Annotated in this window: 13 protein-coding genes; 1 reads left to right on the top strand and 12 read right to left on the bottom strand. The window is 44.1% G+C overall.

Annotated features, from left to right (window positions below):
- Positions 1-328: 328 nt before the first annotated feature.
- The 12 genes from MUCPA_RS17755 to MUCPA_RS17700 form a co-directional block, all read right to left on the bottom strand.
- Positions 329-676: a hypothetical protein gene (locus MUCPA_RS17755; RefSeq protein WP_008508256.1), complete on the bottom strand. Its 348-nt coding sequence runs from the start codon at positions 674-676 to the stop codon at positions 329-331.
- A gap of 209 nt (positions 677-885) precedes the next feature.
- Positions 886-1,623, bottom strand: a complete 738-nt coding sequence (locus MUCPA_RS17750) for a YoaK family protein (RefSeq protein ID WP_008508255.1) — start codon at positions 1,621-1,623, stop codon at positions 886-888.
- Between the two features lie 85 nt (positions 1,624-1,708).
- The gene (locus MUCPA_RS17745) at positions 1,709-2,398 is read right to left on the bottom strand and encodes a sulfite exporter TauE/SafE family protein (protein ID WP_008508254.1); all 690 of its coding nucleotides are present in this window, start codon (positions 2,396-2,398) and stop codon (positions 1,709-1,711) included.
- Positions 2,395-2,817, bottom strand: a complete 423-nt coding sequence (locus tag MUCPA_RS17740) for a FixH family protein (RefSeq protein ID WP_008508253.1) — start codon at positions 2,815-2,817, stop codon at positions 2,395-2,397. Before MUCPA_RS17740 ends, MUCPA_RS17745 begins: the two co-directional genes overlap by 4 nt.
- Before the next feature lie 4 nt (positions 2,818-2,821).
- On the bottom strand, positions 2,822-4,195 hold the full coding sequence (gene ccoG, locus MUCPA_RS17735; RefSeq protein ID WP_008508252.1) for a cytochrome c oxidase accessory protein CcoG: 1,374 nt from the start codon (positions 4,193-4,195) through the stop codon (positions 2,822-2,824).
- A gap of 10 nt (positions 4,196-4,205) precedes the next feature.
- Entirely contained in the window at positions 4,206-5,108 is a 903-nt protein-coding gene (locus MUCPA_RS17730; protein WP_008508251.1) for a cbb3-type cytochrome c oxidase N-terminal domain-containing protein, read from the bottom strand.
- The gene (locus MUCPA_RS17725; RefSeq protein WP_008508248.1) at positions 5,105-5,296 is read right to left on the bottom strand and encodes a hypothetical protein; all 192 of its coding nucleotides are present in this window, start codon (positions 5,294-5,296) and stop codon (positions 5,105-5,107) included. The genes MUCPA_RS17730 and MUCPA_RS17725 overlap by 4 nt, the downstream gene beginning before the upstream one ends.
- Before the next feature lie 7 nt (positions 5,297-5,303).
- Positions 5,304-7,430 carry a cytochrome-c oxidase, cbb3-type subunit I gene (gene ccoN / locus MUCPA_RS17720; protein ID WP_008508247.1) on the bottom strand — a complete coding sequence of 709 codons (2,127 nt, stop codon included), beginning with the start codon at positions 7,428-7,430 and terminating at the stop codon, positions 5,304-5,306.
- Positions 7,431-7,514: 84 nt separating this feature from the next.
- A complete protein-coding gene (ccoS, locus tag MUCPA_RS17715) occupies positions 7,515-7,676 on the bottom strand; it encodes a cbb3-type cytochrome oxidase assembly protein CcoS (protein ID WP_008508244.1) in 162 nt (53 codons plus the stop codon).
- Positions 7,673-10,063: a heavy metal translocating P-type ATPase gene (locus MUCPA_RS17710; RefSeq protein ID WP_008508242.1), complete on the bottom strand. Its 2,391-nt coding sequence runs from the start codon at positions 10,061-10,063 to the stop codon at positions 7,673-7,675. The genes ccoS and MUCPA_RS17710 overlap by 4 nt, the downstream gene beginning before the upstream one ends.
- 127 nt (positions 10,064-10,190) lie before the next feature.
- Positions 10,191-10,580 carry a hypothetical protein gene (locus tag MUCPA_RS17705; protein WP_008508241.1) on the bottom strand — a complete coding sequence of 130 codons (390 nt, stop codon included), beginning with the start codon at positions 10,578-10,580 and terminating at the stop codon, positions 10,191-10,193.
- A gap of 197 nt (positions 10,581-10,777) precedes the next feature.
- A complete protein-coding gene (locus MUCPA_RS17700) occupies positions 10,778-11,542 on the bottom strand; it encodes a carboxylesterase family protein (protein WP_008508239.1) in 765 nt (254 codons plus the stop codon).
- 286 nt (positions 11,543-11,828) lie between these two features.
- Here MUCPA_RS17700 and MUCPA_RS17695 point away from each other — a divergent pair, with 286 nt between their 5' ends.
- The gene (locus tag MUCPA_RS17695) at positions 11,829-12,326 is read left to right on the top strand and encodes an SRPBCC family protein (RefSeq protein WP_040627621.1); all 498 of its coding nucleotides are present in this window, start codon (positions 11,829-11,831) and stop codon (positions 12,324-12,326) included.
- Positions 12,327-12,346: the final 20 nt, after the last annotated feature.

Raw genomic sequence — 12,346 nt, 5'->3', positions numbered from 1 at the left:
ATCGGGATGGTTTGATGGGTTAGTTACCTTAATAATTTGATATACCCTTAGGTTTAACGCTCAAACCGGTTCAATGCCTTTGCAAAACCTTGAAATATTAATGCATATTGTTAGGGAATATTTTGAAGAGATCTTAAACCCTTCCCCTATAGTTCAGCCAACCGCCGCAAAACTTTGCAAATAAAAAAGCGAAGCTGATACAATCAGCCTCACTTCATTATTAAAAAACAACACAGCAATAAAAACTCTTTGCGGATAGATACCAGCTACCCGGTATTAAAATATTTTCTCCACAGAAGTATTTATCGCCATGTTTACCTGCATTGGCTTATAATATAAACACCAGCAGCATAATTAAATGCGTTATAATGCTCAGAGCAAATAGCGAAAGTGTTGTGCGTATATTTGAACCGCCCATACCGGCTATAAAGTTTGCAAAAAATAAGCCGAGTGTTATAGCTAACACATAAATAGGAGCATCAAAATAGTACATCAATAAAGCCGGAATCGGTAAAAAAAGTACACCTTGCCCCATCAATGCAACCATAAACCACATGGTTTTTTTGGATGCCTGGCTATCGGCAAAAGCAAGCCACTTATTCCACAGATTGCTTTCTTGTTCTTTTTTCCCTTCTTGAGTTGTCCACTGGGCGTGTTGTGTTGTTAAAGTAGCCATGATTGTTTCTTTTTGTTATACAAATATCCCGCGATTATCCGGCCTGAACCATGATCTGTATTTCAAAAAAAAGTGATCCGTCTCACATTTTAAAAAGCTAATCAAGCTATAAAATAACCTGCTATTACGCTTCAACTATCGTATTTTATTTCTTTAAATCACCATCATCAAGATAGTCAATACGCTTGCTGTATTTCCACCAAAGTCAATCAATGTTTTTTAAACGGATTATGCAATTGCCGGTAATACCACTTTACCCTAATCCTGAAAACATCAGATAAAAGTGTAAGGGCCAGGATAGCCACCGGGATCAAAAAGGAGTGATAACTAAACCGGCGAAATAAATAAGCACCGGCTAATGCCCCGCTCATAAAAAAAACGATAATAACCAACCTAAGCTTAATGCGCGAGGCAAGTGCGGGCCGGTCTTCCCGTTTCTTTTGAACAACCTGCCCTAATTCTATTCCCAAATCGGTAAAAGTTCCGGTTAGGTGCGTTGTCCGGACTACAGAGCCCGAAACAAGTGATACCAGCGAGTTTTGAAGCCCCATAGCAAAAAGCAGGCTCCCGGCATACAGTTCTTTGGCAACCAGGCTATGATCGTACCGGTAACCCGACAGGGCCACCACAAGCAGGATAACGATCTCGATAAGGATAGGGATAACATACGAGTATCGTTGGTTGCGGCCAATCCACGACACGATGAGGCTGCAAAAAAAGCTACCTGCTAAAAAAAGAAACATCCAAAGGGCAACCACACGGGCGGTTTTCCAATCCTGTAAAGCAATACGTTCGGCAAATAAGGCCGCATGCCCGGTTACATTGGTGGTAAGCACAGCAAAAGCCAAAAAACCCGAGGCATTTACAAATCCGGCGGTTAAGCCCAGCAACGAGGCCAATTTAACATTGTGCCCATACGTTCGTTTGGTACCCAGATGTCTTAGCATAGCTGTAATTTAACAAAAGCATTTTATAGATTGCCACCTTTAGGCAAACCATAAATATCGGCATTATTATTTAGCTCTGAATACCCTAATGGCAAATATTGCTACCTGAAATTGATTTTGAGGGACTTAAATAAGGAATATCCAGATTCATGCCGCGAAGGATAAACCAAAAGCCGATGCAAACCATTAAATAAGGCATGGCCCTATTGATACGCCTGCGCACAAGCGGCCCCATAAAACCCGAGCCTACGGTAGCCGCAAGCATCAGGGGGAAAGTACCTGCGCCAAACCAAAACATGTATTGGGCGGCGCCCCATGGCGACGGGGTATTTATAGCGCCTACCAGTGCCAGGTAAACAAAGCCACAGGGTAAAAATCCGTTCAGCACGCCTATCATCAAATGCCCTGCCTGATGTTGCAGAGCATATTGTAATAAGCGGTTAACCGGCTGTAATAACGACGAAAATACAGGATGATGCACCAGCCTTATTTTTAAAAGCCGGGATAAGCCGGCCATAATAATCAGCATCCCACTTACCATGCTTACACCCTGCTGCAAGCCAGATAGCCATAGCTGCCTTCCTATCAAGCCCATCAGCAAGCCTAAAAAAGTGTAACTTAACATCCGGCCTACGTTGTAGGTTACCTTATCGGCAACAAGCAGCCACCAATTATTTTTTACAACCGGAACCGCGAAGGCCAGCGGACCGCACATGCCGATGCAATGCACACTCCCAAACAGGCCTATAAAAAACGCGATCTCGTTATTGCTCATTTGATATATAGTTCCTGGTGATACAAGTACGATTTTTGATTGCTTTGCCATTCAACGGTTAGCTGCCACTCCCCTGCCGGAATTTCCAGCCGGGGTAAATCAGCATCTATACCTTTATCGGTATTAAATTGGTAAGTGGCATCTAAGGCTGTATTGGCCGGCCGCATAAACTTTACCTTGCCCTTTGCCGGAGCCGTGAAATGAAAGTTAATGTTTTGATCTGTCAGCCTCACCAATGGTTGGGCATGGTCTTTAGTTACCTGTTCTTCCCGGTTATAGTCGTGGTTAAAGGTTAAACCTTTTTCATAATATTGATGATCGTAATCATCCGTAGGAGCCATAAACATGTAAATGCTCATCGCCAGAATAAAAAGCATGAAAGTGATCATACCCGTAATAATTGCCTTTCCCCAGTTCATTTTATCAATCGTTTATTGGTCCTATAAAAGCAGTGTTCACGGTTTGTATAACCCTTTGCCCACTTATTAGCTGCAGATGGATATCTGTTTTTGCAGCATGTATTTTTGATTCGGGCACGAGGATAAAAAATACCGCCTTAACCGCCCCCCCGCTGGCAATTGTGCCTGGCGCTTGTATATATTTTATTTGAATTGACGGATCATCAGCTCGGATAGCGATAGTGCGGCTTTTATCCGTTTTATTGATGATCTCGGCATTATAAATATTACTGATATAGCCGCCCGGCTGCTGCTGGTAAAGCATACCCGCGCTACGCATCACGGTGATGTCCATATCGCTCCTGCTTAAAACAAAGTAACTCAAAACGCCAAGCAACACAGTTATTACTGCTGTGTAGGCCATCATACGGGTGTTAAAGCTCGGTTTTTCGCCGCGGCGGATCATATTTTCGGAAAAGAAACCGATCAGTTTGCGGGGTTTATGGATCTTATCCATCACCTCGTCGCAGGCATCGATACACACGGTACAGTTGATGCAATCAATCTGCGTACCCTTGCGGATATCTATGCCCGTTGGGCAAACAGCCACACACAAACCGCAGTCAACACAATCCCCTTTGGGGTTTAACAGATTGGGTACTCTTTCAAGCTTACCCCTGGGCTCGCCGCGTACATCATTATAAGCCACCACCAGGGTATGCTGATCTATCAATACGCTTTGTAACCTGCCGTAAGGACAAATCAGGGTGCAAACTAATTCGCGCACCTGGCTGTACACCAGGTAAAAAACAATGGTAAATACCCAGATGCTAAAAAAACCTACCCAATGTTTATTGATGGGCTCAGTGATAATGCGGATCAATCCCTGGCTACCGATGATATAGGCCAGAAAAGTATTGGCGATTAAAAAAGACACCACAATAAACAGCTGATGTTTAACTGTCTTTTTAATAATTTTCTCTTTGGTCCAGGGCCCGGCATCCAGCTTTTTGCGTTTGTTGGCATCACCCTCTATCCAGATCTCTATCTTACGGAATACCATTTCCATAAATATGGTTTGCGGGCAAATCCAGCCACAAAATATTCGGCCGAAAGCGATAGTGAATAAAACAATACAAACCAAAAACACCAGCGATGCCAGCATGAATAGAAAAATATCCTGAGGCCAGAATACCTGGCCCAGCAAAACAAACTGGCGGTCCACAAAATTCAGCATTAACAGCGGCTGGCCGTCAATACGTAAAAAAGGGCCCGTGAAAAAGAAGATCAGATAAACGTAACTCAACAAGTTGCGCCACTTATAATAAGTACCCTTACGAACAAGCGGATACATCCATCTCCGTTTTCCACTTTCCTCCGCAACTAATAATCCGCTCATCTGTTCAGGTTTATTTTGAAGCCAGTTTTGTTGAGGCTGCTTCGTCAACCTCTTTTACCCCTTGCGGCTCTTTGGCTCCGGCAGGATGTGTGTCGTGGATTGATTTGATATAGTTGGCCACATCGGATATTTGTTTGGGCGATAATTGTTTTTCCCATGTAGGCATGCCCTTAGCAGCTACACCATATTTAATGGTTTTAAACAAATCGCTTATTTTGCTGCCATGTAACCAGTAATCATCGGTTAGGTTAGGCCCTACAACACCCTGCCCATGTTCGCCGTGGCAAGGCGAGCAGGTTTGTTTGAATATGGCCTGTCCCGACGCCAGTACAGCCGGATCAGAAACCAGTTTCACGGTATTTTCGTCAACGCGGTTAGCCGCTTTGCTCAGATATTCCTTTTTGGCAATATCCGCCTGGGCCACCTCGGTTTTATACTCATCATACTGCAACTGGCCTATACCCAAAACGTGATAAACCAGCAAGTATCCTACGGCAAATGTGATAGTGCCATAAAAAAGCACCATAAACCAGGTTGGCGTAGGGTTATCCAGCTCTTGTATACCGTCATAATCGTGCTCAATCAGGATTTCCTTTTCTTCCGATAAAGGCCTTAAAGAGAGTAATTTATTCCATACTTCTCCTGTGGGCTTTTTCTCCTTTTTAGCTGGCGCCATTTCCGCAGCTATCTGCTCCTCAGTATAGCCGTCCATTTTTAAAATGATGCGGGTAAGCACCTTAAATGTGCGCAACAACATCAGCATCACGGCCAAAAATAGTATTAGGGCTAAAATGATGGCCACATAACCAATCGCATTCATCACATCTCCGGGCAACAGGCTGTCATTGGCGGCAAGAGCCGGTTGTGCAAACAACAGCAAAGGCAATAAAATAGCTATCCGGTAAAATTTCATGATTGTGATTTTTGAGATGGGTTAATCAGGTTATCTTGCAGGGGCAGGTCGCTCATGTGATCCACGTGTGATTTGTGAAGGCGCATCAGCAAAACGGTTACTACGATAAAAAATACGAGGAATATACCCAACGAGGAAAGCAAATAGATCTGGTTTCCCGATATGTTTTCTGTAAACTGCTTAAACATGGCTATTTTATTTATTGGCTGTTTTATTTGCTTTAATATCTGTACCTAAGCGTTGCAGGTAAGCAATAATGGCTATGATCTCTTTATTGCTTTTTACCTTCATGTGGTCTTTAGCCAGGTTGTCGGCAATTTCCTTAGCCTGCTTGTCCAGGTCCTGGTTGGCCTTCTTTTCATATCCTATGGCGTAAGGAACACCCAATGTACGCATGGCGTTTATTTTAGCTACGGTTGTTGTAGTATCCAGTTTTTGAGTGATCAGCCAGTCGTAATTAGGCATGATACTGCCCGGCGACATCAGGCGCGGATCCATCAGGTGATTATAGTGCCAGGCGTTTCCGTATTTACCGCCTTCGCGGGCCAGATCGGGCCCGGTACGTTTGGATCCCCATAAAAAGGGGTGATCATACACAAATTCGCCGGCCTTGCTGTATTCGCCGTAACGCTCTGTTTCCGACCGGAACGGCCTTACCGTTTGCGAGTGGCAGTTTGAACAGCCCTCTCTGATGTAAAGATCACGACCCTGCAATTCGAGCGGCGTATATGGTTTTACACTGGCTATCGTTGGGATGTTTGATGATATGGTTAAGGTAGGCATCAGCTCCACAAAAGTTCCGATAAGGATAACCAGCAAGGCGGCAATCATTAACTTGATGGGCTTGCGTTCCAGCCTGCGGTGCCAACTGCTTTCGGGTACTAAAGTATGCACCGGCTCAAGCGGCATAGCCTGCGCGGCTTCGTTAGCCACCAGGCTGCCCTGCAGCATGGTGCGCGTTAAGTTATAGGCCATCACAATTACACCTAACAGATACATACCACCACCGATAGAGCGCATCACGTGCATAGGTATAATCCGCAGTGTAGTTTCCAAAAAGCTGGGGTACTTCAGCATCCCTTCGGCTGTAAACTCTTTCAGCATTAAGCCTTGAGTAAAGCCTGCCCAATACATCGGCACCGCGTAAAACAATATACCCAAAGTGCCGATCCAGAAATGGAAAGACGCCATTTTTTTGGAGAAGAGTTCGGTTTTATAGATGCGCGGAATCAGCCAGTATAAAATGGCGAAGGTTAAAAAGCCATTCCAGCCCAATGCCCCTACGTGTACGTGCGCAATAATCCAGTCGGTAAAGTGGGCCACGGCGTTAATTTGTTTTAACGATAACATGGGCCCTTCAAAAGTAGCCATACCATAAGCGGTAAGGCCAACTACCATAAATTTAAGCACTACATCATCCCGTACTTTATCCCATGCGCCGCGTAAGGTTAGCAAACCGTTGATCATCCCGCCCCAGCTTGGCGCTATCAGCATAATGGAAAACGCTACACCTAATGATTGTGCCCATCCGGGTAAGGTGGTATATAACAAGTGGTGCGGACCTGCCCAGATATAAATAAATATCAATGCCCAAAAATGCAGGATACTTAATTTATAGGAATAGATGGGCCGGTTAGCCATTTTGGGCAAAAAGTAATACATCATGCCCAGGTAAGGTGTTGTCAGGAAAAATGCTACCGCGTTATGCCCGTACCACCATTGTACCAAAGCATCCTGCACACCGGCATATACCATATAGCTTTTCCAGGCAGAAACAGGCAGCTCAACCGAGTTAACGATATGCAATACAGCAATGGTTACAAACGTGGCGATGTAAAACCAAATGGCAACATACAGGTGCCTTTCGCGGCGCTTAAATATGGTACCGAACATGTTGATACCGAATACAACCCAAATCAGCGTAATAGCAATATCGATGGGCCATTCCAGTTCAGCATATTCATGCGATGTTGTTAGCCCTAATGGAAGTGTAATCACTGCCGAAATAATAATAAGCTGCCAGCCCCAGAAATGGATCTTGCTTAAAACATCGCTAAACATGCGGGCCTTGAGCAAGCGCTGTAAGGAGTAATATACACCCATAAAAATAGCGTTGCCAACAAAGGCAAATATTACCGCGTTGGTGTGCAGCGGCCTGATGCGGCCAAAGGTGGTGTACTGGTTACCCATGTTCATTCCGGGCCGGTACAATTGTATTGCTACCAGTAGGCCAACTGTCATGCCTATGATGCCCCAAACTACGGTTGCTATACCAAAGTTCCGGACGATCTTGTTGTCATAGTAAAATTTTTCGGGTTGCATAAAATGGATTCTGTTTATGGTGTAAAATTATCGCGCTCGGTTGACCGATAGAATGATAAGAGTTGCACAAAAATGTGACTGAGATCACTTTTGTGGAGTGGTGGGTTCATCATCATCCAACAAGATCCGCATGGATGGTGTGTACAAATCATCATTTTGCCCGGTGCGTTGCGCCCAAAAAAAGGCGCCCAGAAATATCAGGGCCAGCAAAACGCTACAGCCGATCAGGAAATAAATAATGTTCATGTCAATTTTCTTTTTCTTGCCGCTATATGCGTGGCTAAGCTGGTGAACGAAATAATGGTTACGGTGCTTAATGGCATCAATACGGCGGCTACCAGGGGCGATAAATTGCCCGTTACAGCGTAGCTTAAGCCGATTAAATTGTAAGTAAGCGATATAAGGAATGAAAAGTGGATGATATGTACTGTATCTTTAGAAAACCGTAAAAAAGCTGGCAATTTAGAAAATGAGCAACCATCCAGGATGGCATCGCTACCAGGGGAAAAGTTATTTACATTATCGGTAACGGCTATACCCAGATCGCTTTGCTTTAACGCGCCCGAATCATTCAGCCCATCGCCCATCATCATTACCTTACCGCCTTTTTGTTGCAGGGATTGTATAAAATCGAGTTTCTCCTGCGGAGATTTGCTGAACTTCATACGGGCATCATCTTTAAAAAAGCGAATTAGCTCGTGCCGTTCATGATCCTGATCTCCTGAAAGTAAAAAGGTATCGTACTGTAAACCTAATTCAGGAATCATCTCCATACCCTCGCGATAATGGTGCGCCAAAGCAAAATATCCTACATACAAGTTATCAATAGTAACATATACCTTGGTTATATTGGCCACCCGGTCATCCTCATCAAATACCAATCTCGAATTGCCAATGCTGAGGTGATGAGCGCCAATCCGGGCCATGATGCCCTTTCCGGGAACCTCCATATAACCTGTTATTTCGAGCCTGGGCATGCTTCCCAACTTTTGGCATATCATTCGGCTCAAAGGATGATTTGAGTTAACACATACGCTGTAAATCAGTTGTTTTTCTTCTTCGCTTAATATGGCTTCTATTTTAACACTTGTGCCATCCCCCGTAGTAATCGTTCCTGTTTTATCAAATACAATGGTATCAATATTGGCTAATTGCTCCACCACTGCTGTATTTTTCAAATAAAAGCGGTTTCGATCAAAAATGCTTAACGCCGCCGACATGGTAAAGGGCGTACTTAATGCCAGCGCACATGGGCAGGCCACAATAAGCACAGCTGTAAAAGCTGCAAATCCTCTTTTTATATCCGATGGGAGCCAAAAAAGTAATGAGCCGAATGCTACTACCAACAGTACCACGGTAAAATATTTACTAACCTTCTCGTTAAAGGTTTTCATGCGGTTATCCTGCTGGCGGGTAAAAGCCTCGTTGTTCCACAACTGTGTAAGGTAACTTTGCGATACCGGCTTAACCACTTCCATTTCTATCGCTTCGCTGGTTTGGCGCCCGCCCGCGTAAATAATCTCTCCCAGGGTTTTGGTAACCGGCAGAGCTTCCCCTGTTACAAAACTGAAATCTATCAGGGCTTCTCCTTTAAGCAGAATCGCATCGGCAGGAATGATCTCGTTATGGCGGATAATCATCCGGTGGCGGGTATGCAATTGAGAAAGTGGTATTGGCTTCTCCTGCCCTTCGCTGATAATATGAACAGCTACCGGAAAAAACGACCGGTAATCGCGCTCGAAGGAAAGGTGGTGGTAGGTTTTCTTCTGAACAAATTTCCCTATCAATAAAAAAAACACTAATCCGCATAGCGTATCGGCAAAGCCGGCGCCACTATGGCTTACAATTTCAAATACAGTTCGTAAAAACAAAACTGCGATACCCAGGGCCAGCGGAAAATCAATATTTAAAACACGGTTACGCAAACTTTGCCAGGCCGAAACAAAATACTCCCGGCCGCTATAAAATGCTACTGGTACAGCAAACAGGATATTGAGCCAGCCAAAAAAATGTTTAAAGGTTTGCTCGTAGATGGACAAGCCAAAATATTCGGGGAAACTCAACAGCATCACGTTGCCAAAACAAAAGCCCGCAACAGCAATACGCTGAACCAGGTTATCTTTAGTGGCCTCGTTTTGCTTTTTTATTATATCGTGCAGGCTGATGAGGGGCTCATAGCCAATATCGTACAGTAGCTCAACCAGGTGCTGCAGGCTCAGTTTTTGATGATCAAAGCGAATATTGAGCTGTTTCTTTAAAAAATCAACCCGGCAATAATGCACAGCCGGGTTAATTTTATTTAACTGCTCCAACAGCCACAGGCAAGAGCTGCAATGGATATGGGGGATATAAAAAGTAACGATGCTGATCTGCGTGTCGGTATAATCTACCAGTTCGCTGATGATGGAAGGTTCGCTTAAATAATCAAAACGCTTATCGGTACGGGTACGGGTGGCTCCGGGATGATCGTTATAGTTGTAATAACTGCAAAGTTGATTGGCCGATAAAATCTGGAAAACGCTTTGGCACCCATGGCAGCAAAAGTGCTTGTCGTCAACAACATAAGCCGTTGTTTGGCAATCGTCGCCACAGTGGTAACATACCGTTTTTTCAATCAATCTGGTTCCAGTCATTGTGCATCCTGCTTTATCAACTCAAAGTTGCTTTTTAGCGGATGAATAAAGAATGATGAATAGTTGCTGAAAAGGTGACGGGCGTCACTTTTTTATTTGAGGATAAATAGGATGAGGATCACAATAATCAGGAAGGCGGGGCATCCGAAGAGATACCATCTTGCCCCATTTCCTCCCAGGTTAAGCCATAAGGCGCGCCGCCGCTTGTATAACCTGCAATATAAGCGAAAACATCGTCATGGACTGGTTCACCATCCTGCTCATTTTTTTGCCTTTCACTTTTTAACTGTTTCTTTTCCATAGCCGCAACAGTGGTTTTAATGCCATTTTCATAAGCAATACTCACCTCCACATCCAACAAACGCAGCTCTTTGATAGCGCAAAGCAAATCAACCCTGAAGTGTTTGGCATATCCGCGCACCTTATTTTTGCCCCCGTAAACGGCAAGCCATTGTTTTGCTAATAACAGGCGTTGGGGCCGTTTTGGTGTTTGTTTATGAGTGGACTTTTTTTTCACAGGTATGTGTATCAGAACTACAAATGTAAAAAAGTGAATAAAAAATTAGTGGTTAGATGCCGGCTTTTATCCCGTTGTCGGTGTCCTCACCGATGGCTACCGCGGAGGGTCTGCATAATTGTCGGTGAGGACACCGACAACGGGACAAAGGATACCGACAACGGAAAAAATTCATCATACTACCCTGTTAAAGCGTCCTACTTACTCCTTTGCTTAAACAACCAAGCAAACAAATCAGGCTCATCATAAGCTTTTAACCAGGAATTATGTTTAACACCCGGATACTCGGTATAGATAGGCGTTCCTCCATTCTTTTTCAGGGCTTCTATCATCATCCTCGAATATTTAACGTCATTAACATCATCCTGATCGCCATGGAACGCCCAAATTGGAATCCGGGAGATCAGCCCGGCTTTTGCCGTATCCGCAACAGAGCATACCGGAATGGCAGCGGCAAACAATTCCGGTCGGCGGGTTAAAAAATCGAACGCTCCCTCGCCACCCATCGAGTAGCCGGTGATATAAATTCGCCTGGTATCGATTAACCTCTGTTTGATTAAACGGTCAACCAGTTCAAGTGTTGACCTGGCGCTTTTAGTGGGTTGGGGAGTTGCCTGCAAGCTCTGCGGGAAGTGAGGAAATTTAACCCATACGTCCTTTCTGGCACACTGGGGTACTAAAATAAAACACGGATATTTTGCAAGCCCGGCGACATCAATCAGAGCTTTAGGCACACCTGCCAGTTGCGCCTCGTTATCAGTCCCCCGTTGGCCCGCCCCATGCAAAAAAAGTACAAGCGGGTATTTTTTGTATTTATGATAATGTGCCGGATACATTAGTCGATAGGGTAATGTATCTGTACCCGACAGATATTCTCCTTTACGGAAAACGGATTTATCCTGTGCTATCAAACTCAACTGAAAGGCTAAGTTAAGGATAAGGATGATTGTTAATTTTTTCAATGGAATTGTTTGCCGGCAAGATAACTAATCACCAAATTATTTTTTTAAATATTTGCGCAACCGTTCAATTGCATATATATTTGCAATCGAATGGTTGCAAATATAAAAAGAAGGATCTTTTATGTGATAACAGGGCGCTTTAAACTGCCGCCCGCCGATGGTAAAATATATCCGGATCTTGCCAAACATGGTAGCAGCCCCAAACTGGCAAGAAATTTATTATCATTTTAGCTCAACCAAAGAGATAAACCAATTAGCTCATATAAAAAACATTAAAACAAACCAGATGATACACAACACAGCAATCTCAAAAGACCTGGCTAACAAAAAACTTCACGTTATACGTGAGTTTGACGCCCCGGTTGAAAAAGTATGGAAAGCCTGGACCGAAAGCAGTTTATTAGATAAATGGTGGGCGCCCAAACCCTGGAAGACCGAAACCAAATTGATGGATTTTACTGAAGGCGGCTTATGGCTCTACTGCATGGCTGGGCCTAACGGCGAAAAGGCCTATTGCCGGGTAGATTTTAAAACGATAAACCCCGGACAAAGCTTTAGCGCGGTAAGCAGTTTTTGTGATGAGGATGGCAATGCCGATGACAACTTCCCGCGCATGTATTGGTTAAATGAGTTTATAGCAACCACAACCGGTGCAAAAGTTGAAGTGGCCATAAGCTTTGATAGCGAAGCTGATTTACAAAAAATAGTTGAAATGGGCTTTGAAGGCGGCTTTAACATGGGCCTTGGTAACCTGGACGAATTGCTACAAACAGAAGAGTTTTAAGAGTAGCCTGTTAATATAAG

Origin of the sequence: Mucilaginibacter paludis DSM 18603 (genome assembly GCF_000166195.2) — a bacterium.
Classification (GTDB): domain Bacteria; phylum Bacteroidota; class Bacteroidia; order Sphingobacteriales; family Sphingobacteriaceae; genus Mucilaginibacter; species Mucilaginibacter paludis.
This window is presented reverse-complemented; position numbering and strand designations above follow the sequence as displayed.